At 64.0% G+C, this 26,127-nt stretch carries 22 protein-coding genes; 11 read left to right on the top strand and 11 right to left on the bottom strand.

Annotated features, from left to right (window positions below; all coding sequences use genetic code 11):
* Positions 1–24: 24 nt before the first annotated feature.
* Positions 25–726, top strand: a complete 702-nt coding sequence (locus LPW39_RS06655; RefSeq protein WP_230772846.1) for a response regulator transcription factor — start codon at positions 25–27, stop codon at positions 724–726.
* Entirely contained in the window at positions 723–2,171 is a 1,449-nt protein-coding gene (locus tag LPW39_RS06660) for a sensor histidine kinase (protein WP_230772847.1), read from the top strand. The genes LPW39_RS06655 and LPW39_RS06660 overlap by 4 nt, the downstream gene beginning before the upstream one ends.
* Here the strand turns inward: LPW39_RS06660 and LPW39_RS06665 are convergent.
* From LPW39_RS06665 to LPW39_RS06685, 5 genes are all read right to left on the bottom strand, one after another.
* Positions 2,134–3,045 (bottom strand): bestrophin family protein, encoded by a 912-nt coding sequence (locus LPW39_RS06665; protein WP_230772848.1) that lies wholly within the window; start codon positions 3,043–3,045, stop codon positions 2,134–2,136. The two genes, LPW39_RS06660 and LPW39_RS06665, sit on opposite strands and share 38 nt — an antisense overlap.
* A 215-nt stretch (positions 3,046–3,260) precedes the next feature.
* Positions 3,261–4,901, bottom strand: coding sequence for a GMC family oxidoreductase (locus tag LPW39_RS06670; RefSeq protein ID WP_230772849.1), 1,641 nt, complete (start codon positions 4,899–4,901; stop codon positions 3,261–3,263).
* Entirely contained in the window at positions 4,898–5,482 is a 585-nt protein-coding gene (locus LPW39_RS06675) for a sugar dehydrogenase complex small subunit (protein ID WP_230772850.1), read from the bottom strand. Before LPW39_RS06675 ends, LPW39_RS06670 begins: the two co-directional genes overlap by 4 nt.
* 5 nt (positions 5,483–5,487) lie before the next feature.
* On the bottom strand, positions 5,488–6,915 hold the full coding sequence (locus LPW39_RS06680; protein ID WP_230772851.1) for a cytochrome c: 1,428 nt from the start codon (positions 6,913–6,915) through the stop codon (positions 5,488–5,490).
* A 382-nt stretch (positions 6,916–7,297) separates the two neighbouring features.
* Positions 7,298–8,602 carry a replication-associated recombination protein A gene (locus LPW39_RS06685; protein WP_230772852.1) on the bottom strand — a complete coding sequence of 435 codons (1,305 nt, stop codon included), beginning with the start codon at positions 8,600–8,602 and terminating at the stop codon, positions 7,298–7,300.
* A gap of 399 nt (positions 8,603–9,001) precedes the next feature.
* On the opposite strand from LPW39_RS06685, the gene brnQ reads away from it, so the two are divergent.
* Both brnQ and mqo read left to right on the top strand, forming a co-directional pair.
* Positions 9,002–10,321 (top strand): branched-chain amino acid transport system II carrier protein, encoded by a 1,320-nt coding sequence (gene brnQ / locus LPW39_RS06690; RefSeq protein ID WP_230772853.1) that lies wholly within the window; start codon positions 9,002–9,004, stop codon positions 10,319–10,321.
* Positions 10,322–10,546: 225 nt separating this feature from the next.
* Positions 10,547–12,274: a malate dehydrogenase (quinone) gene (mqo, locus tag LPW39_RS06695; protein ID WP_230772854.1), complete on the top strand. Its 1,728-nt coding sequence runs from the start codon at positions 10,547–10,549 to the stop codon at positions 12,272–12,274.
* Positions 12,275–12,390: 116 nt separating this feature from the next.
* On the opposite strand, the gene lolA is transcribed toward mqo, so the two are convergent.
* Together lolA and LPW39_RS06705 are read right to left on the bottom strand one after the other, a co-directional pair.
* Positions 12,391–13,023, bottom strand: coding sequence for an outer membrane lipoprotein chaperone LolA (gene lolA, locus LPW39_RS06700; protein WP_230772855.1), 633 nt, complete (start codon positions 13,021–13,023; stop codon positions 12,391–12,393).
* 144 nt (positions 13,024–13,167) lie between these two features.
* Positions 13,168–15,576, bottom strand: a complete 2,409-nt coding sequence (locus LPW39_RS06705) for a DNA translocase FtsK (RefSeq protein WP_407928794.1) — start codon at positions 15,574–15,576, stop codon at positions 13,168–13,170.
* Between the two features lie 512 nt (positions 15,577–16,088).
* Here LPW39_RS06705 and trxB point away from each other — a divergent pair.
* From trxB to rpmG, 3 genes are all read left to right on the top strand, one after another.
* Positions 16,089–17,042: a thioredoxin-disulfide reductase gene (trxB, locus tag LPW39_RS06715; RefSeq protein WP_230772856.1), complete on the top strand. Its 954-nt coding sequence runs from the start codon at positions 16,089–16,091 to the stop codon at positions 17,040–17,042.
* A 263-nt stretch (positions 17,043–17,305) separates the two neighbouring features.
* Positions 17,306–17,539: a 50S ribosomal protein L28 gene (gene rpmB / locus LPW39_RS06720; RefSeq protein ID WP_021026859.1), complete on the top strand. Its 234-nt coding sequence runs from the start codon at positions 17,306–17,308 to the stop codon at positions 17,537–17,539.
* An 11-nt stretch (positions 17,540–17,550) separates the two neighbouring features.
* Positions 17,551–17,721 carry a 50S ribosomal protein L33 gene (gene rpmG / locus LPW39_RS06725; protein WP_021026858.1) on the top strand — a complete coding sequence of 57 codons (171 nt, stop codon included), beginning with the start codon at positions 17,551–17,553 and terminating at the stop codon, positions 17,719–17,721.
* A gap of 107 nt (positions 17,722–17,828) precedes the next feature.
* Here rpmG and LPW39_RS06730 read toward each other — a convergent pair whose 3' ends face one another.
* Positions 17,829–19,319, bottom strand: a complete 1,491-nt coding sequence (locus tag LPW39_RS06730; RefSeq protein ID WP_230772902.1) for an aminotransferase-like domain-containing protein — start codon at positions 19,317–19,319, stop codon at positions 17,829–17,831.
* A gap of 306 nt (positions 19,320–19,625) precedes the next feature.
* Between LPW39_RS06730 and LPW39_RS06735 the strand changes: the two genes are divergently transcribed.
* Positions 19,626–20,018, top strand: a complete 393-nt coding sequence (locus LPW39_RS06735) for a hypothetical protein (protein ID WP_230772857.1) — start codon at positions 19,626–19,628, stop codon at positions 20,016–20,018.
* A gap of 1 nt (position 20,019) precedes the next feature.
* On the opposite strand, the gene LPW39_RS06740 is transcribed toward LPW39_RS06735, so the two are convergent.
* Together LPW39_RS06740 and LPW39_RS06745 are read right to left on the bottom strand one after the other, a co-directional pair.
* Positions 20,020–21,291 (bottom strand): RsmB/NOP family class I SAM-dependent RNA methyltransferase, encoded by a 1,272-nt coding sequence (locus LPW39_RS06740; RefSeq protein ID WP_230772858.1) that lies wholly within the window; start codon positions 21,289–21,291, stop codon positions 20,020–20,022.
* 58 nt (positions 21,292–21,349) lie between these two features.
* Complete coding sequence (locus tag LPW39_RS06745) at positions 21,350–23,302, bottom strand: tetratricopeptide repeat protein (protein WP_230772859.1); 1,953 nt, start codon at positions 23,300–23,302, stop codon at positions 21,350–21,352.
* 84 nt (positions 23,303–23,386) lie between these two features.
* Between LPW39_RS06745 and LPW39_RS06750 the strand changes: the two genes are divergently transcribed.
* Positions 23,387–23,632, top strand: coding sequence for a DUF1653 domain-containing protein (locus LPW39_RS06750; protein WP_230772860.1), 246 nt, complete (start codon positions 23,387–23,389; stop codon positions 23,630–23,632).
* Positions 23,633–23,648: 16 nt separating this feature from the next.
* On the opposite strand, the gene purN is transcribed toward LPW39_RS06750, so the two are convergent.
* A complete protein-coding gene (purN, locus tag LPW39_RS06755; protein WP_230772861.1) occupies positions 23,649–24,230 on the bottom strand; it encodes a phosphoribosylglycinamide formyltransferase in 582 nt (193 codons plus the stop codon).
* Positions 24,231–24,350: 120 nt separating this feature from the next.
* Here purN and LPW39_RS06760 point away from each other — a divergent pair, with 120 nt between their 5' ends.
* Both LPW39_RS06760 and LPW39_RS06765 read left to right on the top strand, forming a co-directional pair.
* A complete protein-coding gene (locus LPW39_RS06760; protein WP_230772862.1) occupies positions 24,351–25,670 on the top strand; it encodes a methyltransferase in 1,320 nt (439 codons plus the stop codon).
* 110 nt (positions 25,671–25,780) lie between these two features.
* On the top strand, positions 25,781–26,127 hold a 347-nt coding region (locus tag LPW39_RS06765; RefSeq protein WP_230772863.1), incomplete at its 3' end, for a transposase.

A 26,127-nucleotide genomic window follows, 5' to 3' on the forward strand; every position in this document is an offset into this window, starting at 1 on the left:
TTGTGCTTTTGCTAGGCTTGGGCCATGCGAATTCTTGTGATTGAAGACGATGCCGTGCTGCGCGATGTGGTGGTCAGCAGCCTGCGCGATGCGGGCCACCATGTGGACCAGGCGGCCGACCTGGGTGCGGCGGAGCACTGGTGGCGGGTGCAGCGCTTTGATGCCATCCTGCTCGACCTGAACCTGCCCTGCAGCGCCGTGCGCGGCAGTGCGATGGGCAGCGGCCTGGCGCTGCTGCAGCAGGCGCGGCGCCGTGGCGACAACACGCCCGTGCTGGTACTCACCGCCCGCAACCAGACCCCGGACCGCATCGCCGGCCTGGACAGCGGCGCCGACGACTACCTGGGCAAGCCCTTTGAACTGGCCGAGGTCGAGGCCCGGCTGCGCGCCCTGGTGCGCCGCGCGATTGGCACCCAGGATGTATCGACCGTGGGCCAGCTCAGCCTGGAGCGCAACAACCGGCGCTTTCGCGTCGGCATGCAGCCGCTGGACCTGCCGGCGCGCGAGTTTGAAGTGCTGTGGGAGCTGATGAGCCCACCCGGCCGCGCGGTGAGCAAGCGCAGCCTGTCGGACAAGCTCTCGGGCTATGACGATGCGCTGGGCGACAACGCGCTCGAAGCCTTTATCTCGCGGCTGCGCAAAAAGCTGCAGCACAGCGGCGCAGCCATCCGCACCCTGCGCGGCATTGGCTACCTGATCGAGGCCGACAGCGGCGATGCCGCATGAGCACCACCGCCACCACCACATCCACCACCAACCGCCCCAGCCCGCTGCCCTCGCTGCGCATGCGCGTGCTGCGCCATGTGCGCTCGCCGCTGGTCTGGACCTGGCTGCTGGGCACCGTGTTCATGATGGCGCTAGCCAACCATTTCACCCAAAGCGCCTTCGACCGCGCGCTGCTCGACGATGCCTATGCGATTGCCTCGCACCTGCGCGCCGATGACGAGGGCCAGGTGGCCCTGCAGCTGACCGACAGCGAGCTCAAGGCCGCCCTCTTCGACCAGGCCGAGTATGTGTACTACGCCGTCTACCGCAGCGATGGCAGCCAGCTGGCTGGCGAGCCGCTGCCACTGCTGCCCTGGAACGAGAGCGAGCCGGTGAGCTACCGCGAAACCCTCTACAACGGCCAGCTGGTGCGGGCGGTGGCGCTGCGCAGCGCGGTGGGCGAGCAGCAGCTCAGCATCGTGATGATGCACACCACGCGGGTGCGCGACAGCCTGATCCAACATTTGTTCCTCTATGCCGCGATCCCGCAGCTGACCTTGCTGGTGCTGCTGCTCTGGTGGCTGCACCACCGCATTGGCCAGGACATGGCACCGCTGGCCGCGCTGCAACGGTCGCTGTCGCGGCGCGATGCGCGGGACCTGGCGCCCATCCCACCCAGCGCGCCAGCCACCACGCGCGAGATCGAGCAGCTGCGCCAGACCACCAATGCGCTGCTCGCCCGCATTGCCGACAACGTCGAGGCCCAGCGCGAGTTTGCCGGCAATGTGGCGCATGAGGTGCGCACACCGCTGGCGGGCATCAAGGCGCTGGCTGACTATGGCCTGGGCCATGCCGACCCTGCGGTGCTGCAGCAGCAACTGCAGCGCATCTCCGACAGCGTGGCGCGTGCCAGCCATCTGGTGGACCAGCTGCTGCTATTGGCGCTGAGTGACGAGGCCAGTGCCGTGCAACTGGCGCCGGTGGCCGCTGCCGAGCAGGTGCAACAGGCGGTGCTGCGCCACTGGGATGCCGCCAGCCGCGCCCGGATCGACCTGGGTGCCGAGGGCCTGGACACGGCCGAGGCCGAGCAGCTGCGCATCGCCGCCGATGCCAACCTGCTCGCGGCCATGCTGGACAACCTGATCCTCAATGCGCTGCGCTACGGCGGGCAATCGGTCACCGTGGCCTTGCAGGCCGCAGACGATGGCGGCAGCGTTGAGCTGGCCGTCATCGACGATGGCCCGGGCATGAGCGAGGACCAATGCCAGGCCGCGATGCAGCGCTGGCAGCAAGGGCCCAGCGGCCAGTCATTGGGCCAGGGCGCCGGCCTGGGCCTGGCGATTGTGGCCAAGCTGGCCCATCTGCAGCAGGCGCGGTTTCAGCTGGCGCCGCGCTCAGAGGGCCCAGGACTGCGCGCCAGCCTGGTCTTCAGTGCAGTACAAAATCGCGCACCTGGGGCGCCTTAACCAACGGTGCCTCGCCCAGCATCTCCAGCACCGAGGACTCAATGCCGTAGACCATCGCATCGAGTGCCAGGTCATTGGCTTCCATGCCAAAGGGGTGCTCCAGCTCGGCGCCCAGCGCCTCCAGCGCAAAGAAGGTGTAGGCGACAAAGCAGACGATCACTGGCGTCATCGTGCCGATGGAGTCCAGCAGGCCAAAGGGCAGCAAAAAGCAGTAGATGTAAATGCTGCGGTGCAGGATCACCGAATAGGTGAACGGAATGGGCGTGCTGGCAATGCGCTCGCAGCCTCCCAGCGCACTGCCCAGCCGCGCCAGCGCTTGTTCGAACACGGGCACCACGGGCGCTGCAATGCGGCCTTGCTGGCATTGCTCACCCACCCAGCGCTGCACCAGCAGCATGGCCATCGCGCCCGGAAAGCGCGCCTCGCTGATCTGCTGCACCTCAACCGGCGGCAGGAACAGCGCCAAATCCGCACGCGCATCGCTGCCACGCAGCTGGTGCTTGAGCGCATAGGCAAAGGCGCAGAGGCGCAGCACCAGCACGCGCGTCTGTGCGCGGTCCTGGGTCAGGCTCAGCGCCTGGGCGGCCAGGTGCCGGCTCTCGACCAGGAACACACCCCAGAGCGTGCGCGCCTCCCAGAAGCGCGCATACGAGGTGCTGTTGCGGAAGCCCAGAAAGATCGCCAGGGTCAGGCCGATCAGCGAGAACGGCACAAAGTTCAGCGGCACCTTCCAGCTCAGGATGGAGCCGTGCAGCATCGTGGCCACCACCGCGAGGATGGTGATGATGATCAGCTGCGGCGTAATCGCCGGCAGGATGGAGCCGCGCCACACAAACAGCATGCGCAGCCAATGCAAGGGAGGACGGACGATCATGGCCGGTATTGTCCTGCTCGGGGCTTATCCGAGGGGAATGCTGGCCTCAGCGCTGAACGCCGCTGAGGCCGGTCTGCTTAGAGCCGCTAACACGACCCAGCAAACCGAAGGTTTGCGGTTGAGACTAGGCGTCAAGCCGCAGGCAGTACAGGAGTACGACAAGGCTTGGCGCGGCCGGCGAGGCAACGACGTATCAAGGGTTGTGTTAGCGGCTCTTAGATTTCTTTCAGCAATTGGTGCGCGATACGCACGCTCAAGGCCGCACCGGTCAGGGTCGGGTTCATGCAGGATGCCGAGGGCATCACGCTGGTACCGGCGATGAACAGGTTGGGATGGTCATGGGTGCGGCAGTCGCGGTCCACCACGGAGTTGCTCGGGTCGTCGCCCATGATGGTGGTGCCCATGATGTGCTGGCGGTCCTGGTGGTTGGTGTCCATCTTCAGCACATCGGCATTGAGCAGACCGGCCATGCGCTGCAGGTCCTTGACCGCGAAGTCGCGGCCAGCGTTCCAGTAGTCGTTGACGCTGTAGTAGATCTCGGGCACGGGGATGCCGATCGCATCGGTCTTGGTCTTGCTGGGCACCACGCGGTTTTGCGGCAAGGCCTCGGTCTCGAAGTCCACCGCGACGTTGAGCGAGCGGGCCGACTGGCGGCGGATTTCCTCGTCCAGCTTGCTACCCAGCACGCCCTTGGCGATCAGGCTGGAGGCAATCTGCGAGGTGGTCACCGTGTTGCGGAACTTGGTCTTGTAGCTGGGGATGTCCTTGCGGAAGGCGCCATCGCGGTAGTTCAGGTAGACCAGCAGCTCGGTCGGGCCCTGGCCCGGCCAGACATCCTCGTTCATCATGATGTTCATGCTGATACCGGTGTGGCCCATCAGGTTGCGGCCCACCTGGTCGGAGGAGTTGGCAATGCCGTTCGGGTATTTTTCCGAGGTGGACATCAGGAGCAGCTTGGGGCTTTCGATGCCATAGGCGGCCAGCACAAAGTGGCGCGCGGTCAGGCGGTGCGATGTGCCATCGGGCTTCTTGTAGTGCACGGCCGTGATCTTGCCGTCGTCACCGGCCTCGATCTTGTAGACCACGGCGTTGTCGAGCAGCTTGGCGCCTGCGCGCTCGGCCACATCGATATGCATGGAGCCGTCGTACTTGGCGCCGATGGGGCAGACCGGGTTGCAGTTGTTGTTGCCGGCGCAGACCGGGCGGTTGCCGTAGGGGCGGCTGGCGCGGCCATGGGGCTCCAGCACCGGGTTGTAGCCACCGGGCTTGAGCATCTCGTCCATGCGCTGCATGAAGTAAGGCACATTGAAGCCCTTCATCGGGAAGGGCTTGGAGCGCGGCGGATGCGCCTCGCCGCCATGGCCGCTCTCGTCCTGGCCGTCGTAGCCGGTCACGCCCAGTTCGGCCTCAGCCTCGCAGTAGTAGGGTTCGAGCTCGTCATAGCCAATCGGCCAGTCACGGCCACGGCCGTACAGGGTCTGCAGCTTGAAGTCATTGGGGATCATGCGCCACAGCGCCGAGCCAAAGTGCCAGGTGGTGCCGCCCACCACGCGCAGGTACTTGGTGGGGTATTTCACCGGGCCGGTCTGCTGCAGATAGTCGCCATAGGTCGACGGGATGTGCGGCGGATTGGGGAACGGCGAGCCGGCGCCCTGCAGCTTCATATTGGCCAGCGAGAGCTTGATCGGCGCATTGCGGAAGGTCTCGACGATGTCGGCACGGCGCACGCGCGGGCCGGCTTCCAGGATGATGACGGACTTGCCAGCCTGCGCCAGCTTGGCACCGATGATGCCGCCCATGACCCCGGAGCCGATGACGATCAGGTCGGCGTCGTATTGCGTTTGGTTGCTGCTCATGCTTGTGGGCTCTTCTTGTTGAGGCTGGAAGGCACGACGGGCTTCTCGCCCCAGGAATCAGGGCCACTGCCGTAGGTAGGAATATCGAGAATGCCGGCCGTGGGGCGGTACATCAGCGCATTGGCATAGCTGATCAGCACGGCGTCAGCGTCTTCGCCGACAACGCCCAGGTACCAGGCCGAGACGATCTGGGTCGCGGTGGCGCGCAGTGCCGGGTCCAGATCGGGCGCGGCGAGCAGGTCATCGACATGGCTGATCTTCTGGCTGGCCACATGCTGGTGCAGCGCTTGTGCAGCGGCGGCAAAGCTGGCATCGCTCTTGGTGAGCGCCGCCAGGTAGCGCGTGGCCAGGCCGGCCGACAGCGGGCTGCCGCCGGTGACAAACTCCGACAGGCGCAGGAAATCATCGGCCGCCACGCTGGCGGCAAAGGCATTGCTGGAGCCCAGCACGGCAAAGCCGCCGGCAGCAAGCGCCACACCGGTGGCCGCCGCAGCGCCCAGCAGGCTGCGGCGGGAGATCAGCGCGGGCGCCAGAGGCTTGGCGCAGAGCACCGCGGATTTGGGGAAAGAGGACGAGGTCATGCGGGTCAGACTCCAGACGAAGTGGCAGCCTTGCGGCGTTGACGGATCACGATGAAGGCCAGCACCAAGACCAGCAGCACCACGGCAGCCGGCACGATGAGGCCGGGCAGCTGCGCAATCAGCGGCGGCTTGCCACCGGCGCGCACGGCAGCCACATCGGCGGCCTGCACCTTGACGGCCGCATTGCCGTACTGCGTGAGCACATAGTTGCTGACGTCGGCGATCTCCTGGTCGCTCAAGCGGTCGGTGAAGGACGCGGCATCGCCAAACGCAGGCATGAAATGGGCGCGCCCCTGCACCGTGCGGTCCACGCCGTGCAGGATGGTGGCGACCAGGTTGTCGGCGCGGTCGGCACCGGTCACGCTGTTGTGGAACAGCGAGGGGTATTCGCCATTGGCCGTGCCGGTGGCATTGGCCTGGTGGCAGTGGGCGCAGCTGCCGCTGAACACCTTCCAGCCGGCATCGGCACCGTCGACCAGACCGCGCTGCGTGTCTTCCGACTGCAGGCTGGCCTTGCCATAGCTGTAGCGCGGCTGGGTCTCGCCACCCGCCACTGCAGCGGTCTGCTTGAGGTAGGAGGCAATGGCCTGGATATCGCTGTCAGGCAGGTGCTGCAGGCTGTGCTCGATGGCTTCGGCCATCGGGCCTGCGGCCTGGGCCTTGCCGGGCACGCGGCCAGTCTTGAGGTACTGCACCAGCTCGGCCTCGGTCCAGCCGCCGATGCCATTGATGGCATCCGAGGTGATGTTGGGCGCATACCAGGCGCCCAGCGAGCCGCCACCCAGGTAGCGGCTGCTGTCTTCGGCCATCATGGCGTTGCGCGGGGTGTGGCAGGTGCTGCAGTGGGCCAGCGCATCGACCAGGTAGGCGCCGTGGTTCCACTCCGGCGGCTTGCTGGCATCGGGCTTGAAGCGCTGGTCCTTCAGGTAGAGCGCATTCCACACGGCCATCGACATGCGGATGTTGAAGGGGAAAGGCAGGGCCGTTTGCGGCGCGGCCTGGTCCACCGGTTTGACGCCATGCATGAAGTAGGCGTAGAGCGCCTCGGTGTCTTCATCGGTGATCTGGGCATAGGCCGTGTAGGGCATGGCCGGGTAGAGATGGGCCCCGTCCTTGCGTACGCCCTGGCGCAGCGCGCGGCTGAAATCTTCCAGGCTGTAGCTGCCAATGCCGGCCGTGTTGGACGGGGTGATATTGGTGGCATAGATGGTGCCCAGCGGGGAGCCCAGGGGGTAGCCACCGGCAAAGCTGGCGCCTCCCTTGGGTGCCGTGTGGCAGGCGGCGCAGTCCGCGGCTACGGCCAGCTTGCGGCCCTTTTCCACCAACAGCGCATCGGCCGAGGCCGAGGCCGAGGCCGTGGCCGTGGCCGCTGCAGGCGCCGAAGCGGCTGCTGGCTGCGCGGGCGCTGCCGTCTGGGCCTGAACGGCGTGCATGCCCGCCCACACAGAAAACACCAAGCCGAAGGCACTCCTGGACAAGGAGACGCCCGACTTTGACTTGCAAAATCGCATCGTGAGAGACCTTTGTTGTCGTACGACTCCCGCGCATGCCCGCCATGCTCGCTAGAGTCTTTTGTCGCATCTGAGACAAATTTTCGACAACTTGTACGACCTCTGCCGGGGCGCTCAGTTGTATCCCGGTGTTTTACTCACACTTCATCCAGCGCAATATGCGTTTCGCCAAGATGTGGTACCGGTTTCATGCGCAACTAATAGAGCGCGTGGAGGAAATCATGCAAGGGGGCGCCAGCTACCCCCCTCTTCCTCAGCCTGAATCTCTCAGGAAACCCTTGAATAGGAAGGAAAAAGCAGGCGCTCAGTCTTGCCCCGCCTCGTCATCCCAGCGCTTGAGCTGCGCCAGCTTTTCGCCAATCTTCAGCTCCAGGCCCCGGGGCACGGGCTGGTACCAGCCGGGAGGCTCTATCCCTTCTGGGAGATAGGTTTCTCCCGCTGCGTAGGCATTCGGTTCGTCATGCGCGTAGCGGTATTCATGCCCATAGCCCAGCTCCTTCATCAGCTTGGTGGGGGCGTTGCGCAAATGCACCGGCACTTCGCGGCTCTTGTCCTGCTTCACAAAGGCCTTGGCCTGGTTGTAGGCGTTGTAGCCAGCATTGCTCTTGGCAGCCACGGCCAGGTAGATGACGGCCTGGCCCAGGGCCAGCTCGCCCTCGGGGCTGCCCAGGCGCTCATAGGTCAGCGCGGCATCGTTGGCGATCTGCATCGCGCGCGGGTCCGCCAGGCCAATGTCTTCCCAGGCCATGCGCACAATGCGCCGGGACAGGTAGCGCGCATCGGCGCCGCCGTCAAGCATGCGGGTGAGCCAGTAAAGCGCGGCATCCGGGTGCGAGCCGCGCACCGACTTGTGCAACGCGGATATCTGGTCGTAGAAGTTGTCGCCGCCCTTGTCAAAACGGCGGCTGTTCAAGGTCAGCGCGTTCTGCAGGAAGTCTGCCGTGATCGTGGTGATGCCCGAAGCCTGCGCTGCCGTGCTGGTCTGTTCGAGCAGGTTTAAAAAGCGCCGGGCATCGCCATCTGCATAGCCAACGATGGTGTCGGTGGCCAGGTCGTCAAAGTCGAGATGGCCCAGTGCGATCTCCTGGGCACGCTTCAAGAGCAGGCGCAGCTCTTCGTCGGTGAGCGACTTGAGCACATAGACCTGGGCGCGCGACAGCAAGGCCGAGTTCACCTCGAACGAGGGGTTCTCCGTCGTCGCGCCAATGAAGGTGACCAGGCCGCTTTCGGCATAGGGCAGCAAGGCGTCTTGCTGCGATTTGTTGAAGCGGTGGATTTCATCGACAAACAAAATCGTGTGCTTGCCCATCGCCAGGTTCTGCTGGGCTTGCTCCATCGCCGCGCGGATGTCCTTGACCCCGGAGAACACGGCAGACAGCGCAATGAACTCGCACTTGAAAGCGGTGGCGGTCAGCCGCGCCAGCGTGGTCTTGCCGACACCGGGCGGGCCCCAGAAGATCATCGAATGGGGTTTGCCGGACTGGAAAGCCAGGCGCAGGGGCTTGCCTTCTCCCAGCAAGTGGGACTGACCGACCACCTCATCCAGGGTCTTGGGGCGCAGCGCCTCGGCCAGCGGAGCGGCCGGTTCCTGGCTAAACAGATCAGCCATGCCGCCCCCCTGCCAGACGACCCACCCAAACGATGGCCTCCGTTGGCCGCGCCTCTGGGCGGGGCAGGTGCTTACTACTTTTATGCAACATGCGGCAGGTTATCCCCGGGATGAATATGCCTTTGATGATCTGGGTCACGACTTTTCGCAGAAAATAAGGGTTTATACGGATTCAATTTGTATCAGATGCCAGCGGCCCTGCTTGTCAAGGGCCAGCCCGCTTGACATGCCCCTGGCATGGCCGCCATGCAGGCAGCGTTTGCGCCATGCAGGCAGGCTCAGCGCCTGGTAGCAGCGCCCCCTGTGGTGCCATCCTTTTCTGATGCCCGTCTCCGCGACTCCATTCGCTGGGTACAGCCTCCTTAAGTGGGCGCTAACCAGCAAGAACCAAGAGCCATTATGAAATCACTGAAAACCAGGGACATTATCGCCCTCGGCTTCATGACCTTTGCCCTGTTCCTGGGGGCCGGAAACATCATTTTCCCGCCACTGGTCGGCCTGTCTGCAGGAGAGAACCTGCTGGGCGCGACGACCGGCTTCCTGCTGACGGGCGTGGGTCTGCCGCTGCTGGGTGTGGTGGCACTGGCCCGCGTGGGCGGTGGGCTGGACCAGCTGACCCAACCCATTGGCCGCATCGCCGGCCTGGTGCTGGCCACGACGATCTATTTGACGATCGGCCCCTTCTTTGCCACGCCGCGCACCGCCACCGTCTCGTTCGAGATGGGCATTGCGCCCTTTGTCGGCAATACCTCGATTGCGCTGCTGGTGTTCAGCATTGTCTATTTCTCGTTGGTGCTGCTGCTGTCGCTGTTCCCCGGCAAGCTGATGGACACGCTGGGCAAGCTCATCACCCCGCTGCTGATTGCCGCGCTGCTGGCGCTGGGCGGCATGGCGGTGCTGGCACCCGTGGGTGGCTACAGCACGGCCAGCCCCGACTACAGCACCCAAGTGGCCGCCTTTGCCCAAGGCTTTGTGCAGGGCTACCAGACCATGGACGCCCTCGCTTCGCTGGTGTTCGGCATTGTCATCGTCAACGCGATCAAGAGCGCCGGCGTAGTCGACTCCCGCCAACAGACCCGCTACGCCATCTATGCCGGGCTGATTGCAGCCCTGTGCCTGAGCCTGGTCTACATATCGCTGTGCTACCTGGGCGCCACCAGTGGCGAGCTGGCGCAGAACACCGTCACCGGCGTGCAGATCCTCACCGCCTTTGTGCAGCACCGCTTTGGCAGTGCCGGCATCTGGCTGATTGCCGTCGTGATCCTGCTGGCCTGCCTGACCACCGGCGTAGGCCTGGTCAGCGCCTGCAGCAGCTTTTTCAGCCAACTGACCGGCTTCTCCTACCGCAGCGTCGCACTGTCCTTGTGCATCTTCAGCGCCGCAGTGGCCAACCAGGGCCTGGCGCAGCTGATCGAGATCGCCGGCCCGGTGCTGGTCGCCCTCTACCCACCGGCGATTGCGTTGGTCTCGCTCAGCCTGCTGCAGCGCTGGCAGCAGCCGGCACGGGTCTATATCCCGGTGATGCTGGTGGCCCTGGTATTTGGCCTGGTCGACGGCGCCAAGGCGCTGCAATGGACCGGCGCCCTGCCCGACTGGCTGGACCACCTGCCTGGCGCCGCGCTGGGCCTGGGCTGGGTCACTCCCGTTGCTGCCACCGTGGTCTGCGCCGGCCTGGCCGACTGGTTTTTGGCACGCCGCCAAATACCGGTGCGCTCGTGATCACTGATTAACCACTTCCTGCCCAATGGATATACAAAGCCACCGTTAATATCGGCCTCGGATATTCATTGGCACCCTTATCTAGAACCGCCTAAGCCAAGCAGCTCAATACCGTCAGAACAGGCAACCAAGAATCGGAGAGACATTGAGCCTGCTTAAACCATGGTTATTCATGGTCCTTAACGACAACACTGTCAAAATCCAAAAATTTGTGGAGTTTCAGCAATGACGAATCCAACAGAAAATCCCCAAGCGGCCTCCGCTGCCAAGGCGCCCAAGAAGGGCTTCACCCGCCGCAAGTTTGTCGCCTCGGCAGCGGCCGTGGGCGCAGGCGTGGTGGGTTACCAATATTTCTTTGGCAGCCAATACCGTGCAGAAAAAGCGGACCGCCAGGTCGATGTACTGCTGATTGGTGGCGGCATCATGAGTGCCACCTTGGGTGTTTATCTGCAGGAGCTGGAACCCGGCTGGACCTATGAATTGTTCGAGCGCCTGGACCAGGTCGCCGAAGAAAGCTCCAACGGCTGGAATAATGCCGGCACGGGCCACTCGGCGCTGTGCGAGCTCAATTACACACCGATGGATAAAAATGGCAATGTGCAGATTTCCTCTGCCATTAACATTAATGAAAACTTCCAGGTGTCGCGCCAATTCTGGTCGCACCAGGTGCGCACGGGCGTATTGGGCAATCCGCGCGAGTTCATCAACTCCACGCCACACATGAACCTGGTGTTTGGTGAAGAAAACCGCTCCTTCATCCAAAAGCGCCTGAAGGCGCTGGAAGCCTCGCCGCTGTTCACCGGCATGGAATCCTCCACCGATCCGGAAAAGATCAAGGAATGGATCCCGCTGATGATGGAAGGCCGGGACCCTGCCGAAGTGGTGACCGCCACCCGCTCGCCACTGGGCACCGACGTGAACCTGGGCGAGATCACGCGCCAGTTCTACAAGAACCTGCAGTCCAAGCCCAACTTCAAGCTCAGCACCGGCCAGGAAGTGCGCTCCATCACGCGCAACAGCGATGGCTCCTGGCGCGTGTCTGCCTTTGACATGAAGGACAGCAGCAAGATCCAGACGGTGGATGCACGCTTTATCTTCATCGGCGCCGGCGGCGCAGCCCTGCCGCTGCTGCAGCTGTCGGGCATCCCTGAGTCCAAGGTCTACGGTGGCTTCCCCGTTGGCGGCGAATTCCTGGTCACCGAGAACCCCGCAATTGCCGAGCGCCATCTGGCCAAGGTCTATGGCCTGGCCGACACCGGCTCGCCTCCGATGTCCGTGCCCCACCTGGACACCCGTGTGCTGGACGGCAAGCGCGTGCTGCTGTTCGGGCCATTCGCGACCTGGTCGAGCAAGTTCCTGAAGAACGGCTCCTACTTCGACCTGGCCAAGGCCACCACCTTTGCCAACGTGATTCCGCAGCTGCAAGTGGGCGTCAACGAGTTTGCACTGGTCAAGTACCTGGCCCAGCAGCTGAGCCTGAACAAGGAGCAGAAGATGGACGCGCTGCGCCATTACATGCCCGAGGCCAAGGACGCCGACTGGCGCCTGTGGGAAGCCGGCCAGCGCGTGCAGATCATCAAGAACGATCCCGAAAAGGGCGGCATCCTGAAGCTCGGCACGGAAGTGGTGGTCGCCCAGGACCGTTCGCTGACCGCGCTGCTGGGTGCCTCGCCAGGCGGCTCGACCTCGCCAGCGATCATGCTGACCCTGCTGGAAAAGGCCTTCCCCGAGAAGGTCAAGAGCGCCGAATGGCAAGAGAAGATCCGCAAGATCGTGCCAAGCTACGGCGTCAAGCTCAACGAGAACCCTGCGCTGCTGCAGCAGGAATGGCAGGCCACCGAGCAAGCGCTGAACCTGGCGATTGCCTCGCCCAGCCTGCAAGGCGTCGAAGCCGGTGTGCAGCCCAATGAAAACATGAAGGACCTGAAGAAGGTGCCGGACATGGCGCTGTAAACGACAGCCACAGCCGTCCACTGCGGCGGCTGCCCAGCAAAAAAGGTGTTCACCGCGATGGTGAACACCTTTTTTTTTATGGCCGCGCGGCTTGTGCAGCCCATGCTGAATACCGCTTACTGGCGAATCACTTCCGCACCAGAAGGGATCGCAAACTCGAACGCCGAGCCCGGCAGCGAAGGCAGGGCCTTGAAGCCGACAAAGCGCAGCACCGAGCGCTGGCCAAAGCCGTCCTCGATCTCCAGGGTCTGCAGTTCATCGCCCTTGAAGCCGACCTTGACCTGCTTGATCTGGCCGTCCTTGTTCTTGGGGATGGCCTGGGCCCATTGCTGGCCATCGGCCTCGGGCAGGCTGCTGACATCGAATTCGGCCTTGAGCGCCTGCAGGCTCGAAGCCGACGCCAGCAGCGCGGCAGGCGTCTGGCCCAGGGCCTTGCTCTGCTGGCGCTGGGTGACCTGGTTCAGGTCCGCGTCATAGACGGTCAGTACCGAGCCATCGGCAACGATGGTCTGGTCAAACGGCTTTTGGTAGATGAACTTGAACTTGCCCGGCCGCTGGAATGCAAAGCTGCCGCTGGAGGTCTTGACGCGCCCTGCCTGGCCCTGTTTGGCAGGCGATGTCACCGTCTGCGTGAACTGGGCTTCGCCCGCCTGCGAGCTGGTCATGAACTTTTCGAGGCTTTGCAGGCCATCGGCCTGTGCCCAACCGGCCAGGCTGACCAGTGCGGCTGCTGCGATCCATTGTTTCATCGTGAATCCTTTCGGGCTTTGCGAACAAAGCCAATGCATGGGCCCTTTCAGGCCAACAAGGGGTTTGGAGTGCGGCAGCGGGCTACAAGTGCCCGCTGGGGGCCGCAAAGGCCTTGGCTTTGCGAATGTTTACCGGCAATGGCGCTATTCTTCACCGCCAGGGCGGTGGGCGACCAGCACTTCGCGCTGGCCGCTGCCGGTCAAGGCGCTCACCAGGCCGGCGCGCTCCATCTCTTCGAGCAGGTTGGCCGAGCGGTTGTAGCCGATGCGCAGCTTGCGCTGCACGTAAGAGATGCTGGCCTTGCGGTCCTTGAGCACGATCTCGACCGCCTGGTCGTACATCGGGTCCTTCTCGCCACTGCCGCCGCCTTCGTCATCGCCGAAGCCCGAATCACCGTCGCCCGTGCCGCCTTCGAGCACGCCGTCGATATAGTCGGGCTCGCCCTGCTCCTTGAGGTAGCTGACCACGCGGTGCACCTCCTCATCGGACACAAAGGCGCCGTGCACCCGCACCGGGAAGCCCGTGCCGCTGGCCATGTAGAGCATGTCACCCATGCCCAGCAGCGCCTCGGCGCCCATCTGGTCCAGGATGGTGCGGCTGTCGATCTTGGAGCCCACCGAGAACGCGATACGCGAGGGGATATTGGCCTTGATCAGGCCGGTGATCACATCGACGCTGGGGCGCTGCGTGGCCAGGATCAGGTGGATACCGGCGGCGCGCGCCTTTTGTGCCAGGCGCGCAATCAGCTCTTCGATCTTCTTGCCGACGACCATCATCAGGTCGGCCAGCTCGTCGATCACCACGACGATATGCGGCAGGCGCTGCAAAGGTTCGGGCGACTCGGGCGTCAGGCTGAACGGGTTGGGGATGCTTTCCTCGCGTGCCTTGGCCTCGTCGATCTTGGTGTTGTAGCCCGCCAGGTTGCGCACGCCCAGCTTGCTCATCAGCTTGTAGCGGCGCTCCATCTCGGCCACGCACCAGTTCAGGCCATTGGCGGCCTGCTTCATGTCGGTCACCACCGGGCACAGAAGATGCGGAATGCCTTCATAGACCGACATTTCCAGCATCTTGGGGTCGATCATCATCAGCCGCACATCCTTGGCCTCGGCCTTGTAGAGCACGGACAGAATCATCGCATTGATACCCACCGACTTGCCCGAGCCGGTGGTACCGGCGACCAGCACATGCGGCATCTTGGCCAGGTCGGCCACCACGGGCTTGCCGATGATGTCCTTGCCCAGGCCCATGGTCAGCAGGCTCTTGGCGTCGTGGTATTCATGCGAGCCCAGGATTTCGGTCAGGCGGATGGTCTGGCGCTTGGCATTGGGCAGTTCCAGCGCCATATAGGTCTTGCCGGGGATGGTCTCCACCACGCGGATCGATACCAGGGACAGCGAACGCGCCAGGTCCTTGGCCAGGTTGACGATCTGCGAGCCCTTGACGCCGGTGGCTGGCTCGATCTCGTAGCGGGTGATCACCGGGCCGGGTGCGGCCTCGACCACACGCACCTCGACGCCAAAGTCCTTGAGCTTTTTCTCGATCAGGCGGCTGGTCATCTCCAGGGTTTCGTAGGAGACGCTCTCCTGCGTCTTGGGCGCGGCATCGAGCAGGTCCACCTGGGGCAGGCGGGTGTCGCGCAGCTCGTTGAACAGCGGTTTCTGCCGTTCCTTGACCACACGGGCGCTGGGCTGCGCCTGGGGCTTGAGCGGCTGGGCGATGTGCAGGCCCGCATCGGCGGCCGCGCTGCGCGGCGCAGCGGGCAGCATGCTGTCCAGGCCATCGCCGGTGGGTTCCATGCGCGACGCCATTGGAGCGGGGGCTGCGCTGCTGACCTCGGCCTCACGCGCCTGCGCTGCCTTCTTGCCGACAGCCTTGTCGGCAGCGGCTTCGCGGCGCAGCATCAGCTTTTGCAACGTGCGCTCGATCCCGGCGCCCACCTTCTCGGCAATCTGGCCCCAGGAGAAACCCAGAATCCAGGACAGGCCCAGCAGCAGCAGCATGACGCCGACAATGCCCGAGCCGGTAAAGCCCATCCAACGCTCGGCCAGCGGGCCCAGCAAAAAGCCCAGCACGCCGCCGGCAGCGCCGGGCAGGATGGGCTCAAAACGGTAGAGGCGCGACCACTCCAGCGCCGCACTGGCCAGCAGCAACACCACGAGGCCACCCCAGAACACCATGCGGCGCAGCCACAGCGGGCGCGGATCATTGGGCGGAGCCTCGCCGGCGCGCAGCCAACGGGCCAGCGACGAGAACCAGGCCAGCACCGCAGCCACCACCAGCCACCAGACCGAGAAACCGACCATGAAATAGCCGCCGTCAGACACGATGGCGCCCAGGCGCCCCATCCAGTTGCTGACGTCACCGGCGACCTGGGTGCCCGAGGTGGACCAGGCCGGGTCCTGGGGCGAGTAGCTGACCATGGCCGCGACGCAAAACGCCATCAGTAAAAAACTGACGATCAGCACCAGCTCGTGCCCAAAACGGCGAACCCCCATCACCAGCGAATGGCCGGTCTGGGGTGCTGTCTTTGATTTCTTTGATGAGTAAGCCATAACCTAGGAGCGAGAGCTTACCTTAAGCGGATTGCAAATTCGATAGCAGGCCAGGCGCCTGGGGCCGGGTGATGCCCCGGTGCGACGGGGTGGCTCAGACAAAGTGCGGGAGGAAGGGCAGCGGACGTCAACCCGCCAACGCAAGGGGAACGCCTGGAGATTTGCAAAAATAAGCAATAAAAACATGGCTCTCATGCACTAAAAACGTTGTCCTGCGCTGCCCCTGCACCCCTGCCACCAGACAATACGCAACATTTTGTAATCTACCTATCTTCCTACAATCCCTTCCTTGCGCCAGCACGAAGCAACGATTGTTGTCATTGCTGCGCGGTGCGGGTGCCAGCCGGCCCCGGGCCTGCGATGACTTGCAACAATCAAGGACATTGACACAAGCCATCCACAGGCGGGCCGTAGTGTTTGATACTCTTTCATGTTTTGCTGCGCGCGAGCCAGCCCCCTTGAATGATTCGCAGATGCCCCGCATCTGCCCCCATGAATGCGATAGGAGTTCTATGTCTGCCGTCCACCAACATGCCAAAGTACTGATTCTGGGCTCGGGCCCTGCGGGCTACACGGCCGCCATCTATGCAGCGCGCGCCAACCTCGACCCGGTCCTGATCACCGGCATGGCCCAGGGTGGCCAGCTGACGACCACCACCGAGGTGGACAACTGGCCCGCCGACGTGATGGGCGTGCAGGGCCCCGCGTTGATGCAGCGCTTCCTGGAGCACGCCGAGCGCTTCAAGACCCAGATCATCTTCGACCACATCGACAAGGTGGATTTCAGCAAGCGCCCTTTCACATTGACCGGCGGCAGCGGCACCTACACCTGCGACAGCCTGATCATCGCCACCGGCGCATCGGCCAAGTACCTGGGCCTGCCCACCGAAGAGGCCTTCATGGGCCGTGGCGTGTCGGCCTGCGCCACCTGTGACGGCTTCTTCTACCGCGAGCAGCCGGTGTGCGTGATCGGCGGTGGCAACACCGCCGTGGAAGAGGCGCTGTACCTGTCCAACATCGCCAGCAAGGTCACCCTGGTGCACCGCCGCGACAAGTTCAAGGCCGAGCCCATCTTGGTCGACAAGCTGATGGAGAAGGTCCAGGAAGGCAAGATCGAGCTCAAGACCCACTTCACCCTCGATGAAGTGCTGGGCGACCAGTCGGGCGTCAACGGCATCCGCATCAAGAGCACGCAAGACGGCCACACCGAAGACATCGCGCTGCAAGGTTGCTTCATCGCCATTGGCCACCACCCCAATACCGACATCTTCCAAGGCCAGCTGGAGATGGAAAACGGCTACCTGGTGACCCAGATGGGCCGTGGCGGCTTTGCCACACAAACCAGCGTGCCCGGCATCTTTGCCGCCGGCGACGTGCAAGACCACATCTACCGCCAAGCCATTACCAGCGCGGGCACGGGCTGCATGGCCGCGCTGGATGCCCAGCGCTTCCTGGAACAGGAATAAGCCGACCCGCGGTGGGGATAGCCCGAATTTTGCTTTCGGGCTATAATCCTTGGCTTTGCTGCTTGCCGCCTTTTGCTATTTCGCAATCCCCGGCGCGTGAACAGGAAACTACGGCAGGTTGATCCAGGGTCTTGCACCAGGGGCAGGCCTGCTGTGAACATGGGCTACCGCCACCCTTTGATTGGCGAGGTGAGGCTGCAAGCCGCGCTGCTTTTGACGAGGCAGACAGGGCAAGCAGCTGTTAAAACTTTCGGAGTGTCCTGATGGCACGCGTTTGCGAAGTAACGGGCAAGAAGCCCATGGTGGGAAACAACGTTTCCCACGCCAACAACAAAACCAAGCGCCGGTTCCTGCCGAACCTGCAATACCGCCGTTTCTGGGTGGAAACTGAAAACCGCTGGGTTCGCCTGCGTGTTTCCAGCGCCGCTCTGCGTCTGATCGACAAGAACGGTATTGATTCTGTGCTCGCAGACCTGCGCGCACGTGGCCAAGCTTAAGGAGTATCACCATGGCATCCAAAGGCGGACGCGAAAAAATCAAGCTGGAATCGACAGCCGGCACCGGTCACTTCTACACGACCACCAAGAACAAGAAGACAATGCCTGAAAAGATGTTGATCACGAAGTTCGATCCCAAGGCTCGCAAGCATGTGGATTACAAGGAAGTGAAGCTGAAGTAATCAGCCTGTAGGCCACCATTCACTTGGTGGCATGCAAACACCACAAAGGACACCTCGGTGTCCTTTGTGTTTTTCTGCGTCCGGTTTTTCGTTGACCGGAGCCCGCATCAAGCCCTGGGCGGCAGGCCCAGCTGCGCATGCATCATGCGACCCAGGCTGCGGTAGGCCTCGTCCACCACCTCGGTAAACGGCATGCCGCAGCTCAAGCGCAAAAAGTGGTCGTAGTGACCGGTATTGCTGAACATATCGCCAGGCGCCACGCGGATGCCGATGGCCAGTGCCTCGTCGTAGAGGCGGCTCGACGAGATCTGCTCGGGCAGTTCCAGCCAGATGCTCAGGCCGCCGGCCGGCAGGCTCAGGCGCGTGCCAATCGGAAAATAGCGCGCAACCGCCTGCGCAGCGGCCTGGCGTTGCACGCGCAGCTGCTGGCGCAGCCGCACCAGATGCCGCATGTAAGATGGCGACCCCACCGTGCGCGCACCCAGCAGCTGGGGCCAGACCGGCAGGTTGCGCGAACGTGCGAACTTGATCATCTGCACCCGCTCCTGCCAGCGCCCGGCATTCATCCAGCCCAGGCGCAAGCCCGGCGCATAGCTTTTGGACAGCGAGGAGCAATAGATCACCGAGCCGTCGGTGTCCCAGGCCTTGCAGGGCTTGAGCACCTCGTCGGATTCGACAAATTCGCGGTAGATATCGTCCTCGATCAGGGCCACCCGGTACTCACGGCACAGGGCCACCAGGCGTTTCTTGTGGCTGTCGGGCATCGTGGCGCCCTGGGGCATCTGCAAATGGGGCACCACCACGACGGCCTTGAGGTTGGGATGGGTGCGCAAGGCCAGTTCCAGCGCCTCGATCGACATGCCGGTGTGCGGGCTTGACGGGATCTCCAGCGCCTGCAGCTTCTTGGCTTCGATGGCCTGCAGGATGCCGTAGAAGGTGGGCGATTCAATCGCCACCATATCGCCCGGCTGGGTCAGCGCATCCAGCGCCAGGTTCACCGCCTCGGAATTGCCAAAGGTGGCCGCAATGTCCATCGGCGCCAGGCGCACGCCAAAGCCCAGCGCATAGCGCGCCATCGAGGCCTGGAAATCCGGATGGGTGAACGGCGCCGAAGGCCCATGCACGAGGATCTGGGGCTGCTCGCGCAGCAAGGCCACCGCCAGCTGGTTGAGCAGTTTGGCGTCGAACAGCTCGGGCGCCGGCATGGCGCTGCCCAGGTCCACCTTCAGCGGCCCCTTGAGGCGTGCCTTGTTCAGGTACTCGGCCGCGCGCTCGCCAATGCCTTCAAAGCGGTGGTCCTGCATCGGGAAAGGGCCCAGCTGCTGGGGCTCGCGCGCGGCGGGCATCTGCAAGGCCGTATCACTGACGAAATAGCCTACGCGGGGCCGCGCCTCGATCAGGCCGCGCGATTCGAGCACGCGCAGCACCTGCAGCGCGGTGCTGTGGCTCACATGGTGCTGGCGCCGGATATCGCGCACCGAGGGCATGCGTGCGCCCACGCCCAAAGTCTGCTGGGCAATGGCCTGCTCAAAATGCGCCGCAATGCGCTCGTACAGAAAGGCATCGTCCGCGGGCGGGCTGTCCGCCGCGTCCGCCACGAGGCTTTCGGGGATGTCACACAGACTTTCTTCTAACAGCGGCACAGCAGGACTCCTGGTTCTGGAAACCTGTCCATCGCCTGGTGGCGGTGCCACCGCAGTGGCCAAGACGAGGTTTCCCTAAGCAGCGCTATGGTCTCAGGTTCAACCCTGACAGAACAGATACAGAAACTGCGATTTTGAACCAGAACAGCTGCTTTGTGCTTGCGCTGTTCTGCCCGACCCTGGCCGCGACTGTGTCTGTTGCGTTGGGCGGCGTTTTTTTACGCTAGAGCCCTGTTCTGAAACGCTCAGGAAAGCGCAAAAATGACCACCTCCAGCACCACCGCCCGCCTCGCCACCGCCCTGCCAGGTACAGCCGCCATCCAGGCCCAGGCTAGCGCCCCGGCGCAGCCCGGCAGCCACAGCAGCAGCCTGGCCTTGCGTGCAGGCCAGGGCCAATGGTTGTATCTGGAAGCGGGCAGCAGCCTGTACTGCCGTGCCGGGCAGCTGCAGATCAGCTCGCCCTGGCACAGCGCGCTGCGCCTGGTGGCGGAGGAGGCCCCGCACTGCAATGGCGCGCATGCAGGCTGGTACTGGCTGCAAGCAGAAGGCCTGCAGCCCGCCCAATTGCTGGTGCAGGTGCAGGCCTATGCGGGCTGGCGTGCCGGTTGGCGCAGTGTGGCCAACTGGCTGGGCCTGCTGGGCTGGAAAGACTGAGTTACTTGCGCTGCCAGACGGCGGCAAAGAAACCATCGGTCTGGTGCAGGTGGGGCCAGAGGCGCAGGTACAAGCTGCCGCTGTCGCCACCGCTGCAGAGGCTGGCGGCTTGCTCGACCTTCAGGCCTGCCAGCAGCTCGCCGGCGTCCAGCGGCACAAAGTCCGGGTGGGCGGCGCCAAAGGCTTCGGCAATCGCCTCGTTCTCGGCAGGCAGGATGCTGCAGGTGGCATAGACCAGGCGGCCACCGGATTTCACCATGCGGGCGCTGCTGGCCAGAATGGCGGTCTGCTTGGCCGTCAGTTCCTCAATCGCCTTGGGGCTCTGGCGCCATTTCAGATCGGGATTGCGGCGCAGGGTGCCCAGACCCGAGCAGGGGGCATCGACCAGCACACGGTCCATCTTGCCGGCCAGGCGCTTGACCCGCTCATCGCGCTCATGCGCAATCGCAGCCGGATGCACGTTGGACAGGCCCGAGCGGGCCAGGCGCGGTTTGAGCGCCTCCAGGCGGTGGGCCGACACATCAAAAGCGTACAGACGCCCGGTGCTGCGCATCGTGGCGCCAATGGCCAGGGTCTTGCCACCAGCGCCGGCGCAGAAGTCGGTCACCATCTCGCCGCGCTTGGCATCCAGCAACAAGGCCAGCAGCTGCGAGCCCTCGTCCTGCACTTCAACACGGCCTTTGACAAAAGCGTCCAGGCGCGACAGCGCAGGCTTGTCCGCCACGCGCAGGCCCCAGGGCGAGTACGGGGTGGGCTCGGCCTGGATGCCCGCCTGCTTGAGTTCTTTTTGCAGCTCGCTGCGCTTGGTCAGCAAGGCATTGGCGCGCAGATCCAGCGGTGCCATCTCCAGCATGCTGGCGGCCAGCTGCTCGAACTGCTCACCCACCTGGGCTTGCAAAGGCTCCACTAGCCACTCGGGCAGGTTGTGGCGGTGCTGGGGCATGAGGCTGTCCGGCGCAATCGCGTCGCAGTCATCCAGCCATTGCACTTCCTGGTCGCTGAGCGCGCTTTTGACAAAGCTGCGCGGGCCGGCAAAGCCCAGAATGGCCAGGCGGCGCTCGCGCGCGCCGCTGCCCGAGCGTGCCAACGATTCAAACAGCGTTTTCTTGCGCAGCACGGTGTAAACCGTTTCTGCCAGGGTGCCACGCTCGCGCGGCCCCAGGTTGCGGTGTTCACGGAAATAACGCGACACCACGGCGTCGGCCGGGTGTTCAAAAGTAAGGGCCTGCGCAACCAGCTCGGCGCAGGCATCTAAAAGGGCTTTGGGATGCATAGCCGCTATTGTCCCATTGCGCCAGTATCCGGGCACCAGGCCCGGCTTAGAAGCTGTTCTAGGTGCCGGCACCGCTGCGCGCGCCAGCGGGCTGCTCCGCGCGGTCATGGACCAGGCCCCAGGGCATGGCCGCCAGCTGCCTCAGGCCTGTAGGGCCCAGCGCATCGACATGGGTGATCCACAGCGGCATCAGCTTGCACAGCAGCAGCTCGCGCTCCAGGTAGCCGCGCCACTGCAGCTCCAGGCGCTTGTTGTCCTGGTAGTGCACGCCGGGCCGGTCGAGCACCAGCACCAGCGCATAGGCATCGGGCATGCTGCGCAAGGGCCGCGCCAGCAGCCAGGCCCGGCGCAAGCGCGGGCAGTGCTGCAAGTGGATCTGCAAGCTGGCCAGCTCGGAGGCCCAGAGCGGATGCGGCAGCGCGGTGCAGGCGCGCGCGCCCAGCAGGCTGCCCAGCGCCAGGCGCTCATCGTGCAAGGCCTGCAGCTGCGTGCGGGCCAGTGCCTCGCGCTCGCGCCAGTCACTGCGCAGCTGGCGTACCGAGGCTTCGTCAAAATCCTCGTCTTCCAGCACATCGAGCACGCCCATGGCCAGCCGGCACCAGGCCGCGCCCATGGCCGGCAGCTGTGCAAAGGCCTGTGCCAGGTACTGCAGTTGTGCCTCCCAGTCCATGCCCATGTGCAGGCTGGCGCAGGCAGCCAGCGCGCGGGCATTGCCGGGCTCCAGCTCCAGCGCGCGCTGGTAGATGGGCAAGGGGGCATCGTGGTGCTGCAAGGCCGTGCTCTGCAATTGCCAGCCCAGCTCCACCAGCTGGTCGGCATCGAGGTAGGGCTCGCGCGGCATCAGCGCAGCCACGCGTGCGGCCGAGGCGCTCAGGATCTTGCGGTAGGCCAGCCAGTCATGGCCATGGCGTACACACCAGCGCTGGTCGAGCAGCTCGATCCAGCGCTCCGAGCGCTTGCCCAGCCAGGCCAGGCAGTTGCTGCTGGACATCGGCGTGAGGCCGGGAGGTACATCCAGGCCCCGCAGGCGCTCGCGCAGGCTGGGGAACGTGTCCTGGTAGCTGGCGGGCGCATGGTATTCCTGTTTCCAGCCCTGGTAGACCCAGTTGACATCCATGCGGTGGTTCATCACACCCGCCATCAGGCTGAAGGGCCCCATCGGCGAGGCCAGCTCACGCGCGCGCAGCCAGTGCATGGTCCAGAACTGCTCGCGGAACCAGCGCCCTCGCACCGCTACTTCGGACAGTGCCTCGCCCATCAGCGGTTTGCTGACCCAGCGGGCCGCCATGCGGTCGGCCACCGTCTCGTCCTGCCGCGCCACGACAAAGCTGGCCGCCCACCAACGCGGCAAGTACCAGCGCATAAAGCGTTCATTGGCCCAGCCCAGCCGCGTCATCTGGCGCGCATCGGCCAGCCGCTCATGCAAGCTTTGCAGGCGGCGGCGGGCGCGGTAGACCGCCGCCTGCAGCCATCCCTGGTGGCGGCGCAGATGGCTGTATTCCTGCGCAATCATCGCCACCAGGCGGGGCCGGTCAATTGCCATCGCCAGCGGCAGGCCCAGCAGCAGGTGGTAGCGTGCCGGCAGCAGCCCGCCCAGCCGCATCTGCTGCGCTATGCGCAGGCCGTAGTCTTCAGTGATCACTAAATGCGAGATGCGGGGCCCGCGCAGCTTCTGGCGCACGCGCTCCAGTGCCTCAAACAGGCGCGGGCATTCAGCGGCGGGCACGGCGATGCCCTCGGGGACGACCCAGTCGGAACGGGTCAGGCGCAGCACACTGATCAGCAGCGCCATACCCGCGAAAAAACCAAAGATCTGCAGGCCGTAAAAGCCCTGGTAGACATAGGACAGTACTGACCAGGCCAGCAAGGCCAGGCCCAGCAGCAGACCGCCCCAGATCCACAGCCCTGCCAGCAAGGTCATGCCCAGGACATGGCGGTCAAATCTGGCCGGGTCGTCCGCAGCGGCCTGCGTGTAGGCATCGACCCGCTGCACAAAATCGATCTGCTCCACCCCACCCTCCGAATAAGTTCTTGCCCAGCGATGCCATTCGGTCTGCTAGGCTTGTTTATTTTTCGGATTATGGAACAGCACCCTATGCCAGCACCAGCTATTTCGCCCGGGCTCTACCGCCACTACAAGGGCCGGCTCTACCAAGTCTGGCAGCTGGCGCAGCACAGCGAGACGCGAGAATGGCTGGTTGTCTACCAAGCCCTATATGGCGATTACGGCTGGTGGGTGCGGCCAGCGGCCATGTTCAGCGAGGATGTGGAAATCAACGGCCAGCGCCAGCCCCGGTTTGCGGCTTATACGCCACAGACCGACACACCTGACCCGGTTTGACAAAGCGGGTTGGTGCTCAGCACGCCTGCAGCAGCGAGCGCACCGCCTTGGGGTAGATCTGGTGCTCCTGCACCAGCACGCGCGCGGCCAGCAGTTCGGCCGTATCGCCCGGCAAAATGGGCACCAGGCCCTGCTCCAGAATGGGACCGGCATCCAGATCGGCCGTCACCTGGTGCACCGAGCAGCCAGCAAATTTGCAACCCGCATCAATCGCGCGCTGGTGGGTGTGCAGCCCGGCAAAGGCCGGCAGCAGAGAGGGATGGATATTGATGAGCCGGCCGCTGTAGTGCGCAACAAAGCCAGGGGTCAGAATGCGCATGAAACCGGCCAACACCACCAGCGAAGGCGCGTGGGCGTCGATGCACTGCATCAGCGCTGCATCAAAGCTTTCGCGGCTGTCATAGGCCTTGTGGTCCACCACGGCAGTGGCAATGCCCTGCTCTTGGGCAAACTGCAGGCCGCCGGCCTGGGCCTTGTTGCTGACGACCGCTGCCACCCTCGCCCCCAAGGTCTCCTGCCAGCGCTCTTGCTGCGCGGTTCGCACGATGGCCGCCATGTTGGAGCCGCTGCCGGAGATCAGGATGACGATGTTTTTCATGGAGGCGGCATTATCGCAGGGTGCAGAACGTCCCGAAACACGTTGCACCGTCAAATGGCGGATAATCAAAGGCTTTACTGAATTCACAGCCACGTTTACGGGCTCGCCCGCAGTTACTCCATGAGCGCAAAAGCACCTGTCGATCCGATTCGCAAATTCCTCGAAACCGCCCGCCACCAGATTTCTGTGGGCAACCTCACGGGTGCCGCCCAAACCCTTAATGACGCACGGCAGCGTGCACCCCGCGATGCACGCCTGTTTGTGCTCGCCAGTTTGATGGCAGAGAAGTCGGGCAACCTCCAAGGTGCCTTCGATGCGATGCAGCGCGGTGTGACGTTGGCACCCGACTGGGCGCCTGGTCTGCTGGAGCAAGCCCTGCTGTATGCACGCCACAACCGCGAGCACGATGCCATGGCTGCCGCCGAGAAAGTGATTGCGCTGGAGCCCAACAATGCCCGCGTGATTGCCGGTGTCGTTGATATCGCCCACCGCATCGGCAATACCGAGATGGCCATCCGCCACCTGCGCCGCGCGCTGGAGCTGATCCCAGGTGACCGTACGCTGCGCCGCCATCTGGCGGTCGACCTGGGTACGGTGCGCCAGTACGACGACGCGCTGGCCGTGTTTGGCCCGCTGATCGACGAAGAGCCGGGCGACCACCTTTCGCGCATTGGCCGTGTGCAGATGCTGCAAGCGCGCGGCACCATGCAAGAGGCCCTGCCGGACACCACCGCACTGCTGGCGCTGCAGCCCGATGACAAGATCTACCAGTACTACCACCAACTGGCCCAGGGCCAGGTGCCCGCGCATGTACCGGTCGAGCTGACTACCCACATGTTCGACGGCATGGCCTCGGTCTATGACATGCACATGGTGCGCCATCTGGCCTACAGCCTGCCCAAGCAGGTGGCCGACCAGCTGCTGCAGATCTACCCGGACCGCCGCTTCAACCTGCTGGATCTAGGCTGCGGCACCGGCCTGCTGGGTGCTACGCTGGGTGCCATTGACGGCTATATCCTGGGCGTGGACATGTCGGCCAAGATGCTGGAGCAAGCGGCCAAGCACAAGGTCTATTTCAAGTTCCACCAGGTCAACCTGCTCGAGGCGCTGGCTGCCACGCCGGCCAACACCTTCGAGGCCATCACCGCGCTGGACGTGCTGATCTATATCGGCGACCTGCAGCAAACGCTGGCCGATGCCTATCGTGTGCTGACCCCGGGCGGCGTGCTGATCTTCTCCTGCGAGCACGGCGACGTGACCGGCCCGGACAGCCAGCTGCAGCCTTTTGGCCGCTACACCCACACCTTGAGCAGCACCGTGCGCCTGGCCAAGGCTGCCGGTTTTGACCAGGTCGATACCCGCGATGTGGAACTGCGCATGGAAGCCGGTCAGGCCGTGGATGGTTTTGTGATCACCGCCTTCAAGCCCAAGCAAGCCTGATTGCCAGCGGCTGCCCGCGCTACCCAAAAGGAAAAGGCCTTGTCGCAAGACAAGGCCTCAGACTGCTGACAAACCCACCCATAAAACGGTGGGTTTGTTCATAATGGGCGATGCTTAAAGAACCAAGCGCCTACCAGCATGAGCTGGAGATGGTGACACTTGAATCGCTGGTACCCGCCGAACACCTGGTGCGCAAGATAGACAAGGCCATTGACCTGTCGTTCATCCGCGAGCGGGTAGCGCACCTGTACTGCGCCAACAATGGCCGCCCCGCGATTGATCCAGTGATGCTGTTCAAGCTGCTGCTGCTCGGTTACCTCTTTGGCATTCGCAGCGAACGCCAGCTCATGCGCGAGGTGCAAGTCAATGTCGCCTACCGCTGGTTGTTGGGGCTGCGCTTGACGGACAAAGTGCCCGACGCCTCCACCATCAGTCAGAACCGCAGACGCCGCTTCGC

The sequence above is a fragment of the Comamonas koreensis genome (assembly GCF_021026195.1).
In the GTDB taxonomy this organism is placed as follows: Bacteria; Pseudomonadota; Gammaproteobacteria; order Burkholderiales; family Burkholderiaceae_C; genus Comamonas; species Comamonas koreensis.

Coding starts and splice junctions, on each gene's coding strand:
- LPW39_RS06670 (WP_230772849.1), bottom strand. CDS start 4,901: ATGAGCAGCAACCAAACGCAATACGACGCCGACCTGATCGTCATCGGC.
- LPW39_RS06675 (WP_230772850.1), bottom strand. CDS start 5,482: ATGACCTCGTCCTCTTTCCCCAAATCCGCGGTGCTCTGCGCCAAGCCT.
- LPW39_RS06750 (WP_230772860.1), top strand. CDS start 23,387: ATGCCAGCACCAGCTATTTCGCCCGGGCTCTACCGCCACTACAAGGGC.
- lolA (WP_230772855.1), bottom strand. CDS start 13,023: ATGAAACAATGGATCGCAGCAGCCGCACTGGTCAGCCTGGCCGGTTGG.
- mqo (WP_230772854.1), top strand. CDS start 10,547: ATGACGAATCCAACAGAAAATCCCCAAGCGGCCTCCGCTGCCAAGGCG.
- LPW39_RS06740 (WP_230772858.1), bottom strand. CDS start 21,291: ATGCATCCCAAAGCCCTTTTAGATGCCTGCGCCGAGCTGGTTGCGCAG.
- purN (WP_230772861.1), bottom strand. CDS start 24,230: ATGAAAAACATCGTCATCCTGATCTCCGGCAGCGGCTCCAACATGGCG.
- LPW39_RS06665 (WP_230772848.1), bottom strand. CDS start 3,045: ATGATCGTCCGTCCTCCCTTGCATTGGCTGCGCATGCTGTTTGTGTGG.
- rpmB (WP_021026859.1), top strand. CDS start 17,306: ATGGCACGCGTTTGCGAAGTAACGGGCAAGAAGCCCATGGTGGGAAAC.
- rpmG (WP_021026858.1), top strand. CDS start 17,551: ATGGCATCCAAAGGCGGACGCGAAAAAATCAAGCTGGAATCGACAGCC.
- LPW39_RS06655 (WP_230772846.1), top strand. CDS start 25: ATGCGAATTCTTGTGATTGAAGACGATGCCGTGCTGCGCGATGTGGTG.
- LPW39_RS06685 (WP_230772852.1), bottom strand. CDS start 8,602: ATGGCTGATCTGTTTAGCCAGGAACCGGCCGCTCCGCTGGCCGAGGCG.
- LPW39_RS06660 (WP_230772847.1), top strand. CDS start 723: ATGAGCACCACCGCCACCACCACATCCACCACCAACCGCCCCAGCCCG.
- LPW39_RS06760 (WP_230772862.1), top strand. CDS start 24,351: ATGAGCGCAAAAGCACCTGTCGATCCGATTCGCAAATTCCTCGAAACC.
- LPW39_RS06705 (WP_407928794.1), bottom strand. CDS start 15,576: ATGGCTTACTCATCAAAGAAATCAAAGACAGCACCCCAGACCGGCCAT.
- trxB (WP_230772856.1), top strand. CDS start 16,089: ATGTCTGCCGTCCACCAACATGCCAAAGTACTGATTCTGGGCTCGGGC.
- LPW39_RS06735 (WP_230772857.1), top strand. CDS start 19,626: ATGACCACCTCCAGCACCACCGCCCGCCTCGCCACCGCCCTGCCAGGT.
- brnQ (WP_230772853.1), top strand. CDS start 9,002: ATGAAATCACTGAAAACCAGGGACATTATCGCCCTCGGCTTCATGACC.
- LPW39_RS06680 (WP_230772851.1), bottom strand. CDS start 6,915: ATGCACGCCGTTCAGGCCCAGACGGCAGCGCCCGCGCAGCCAGCAGCC.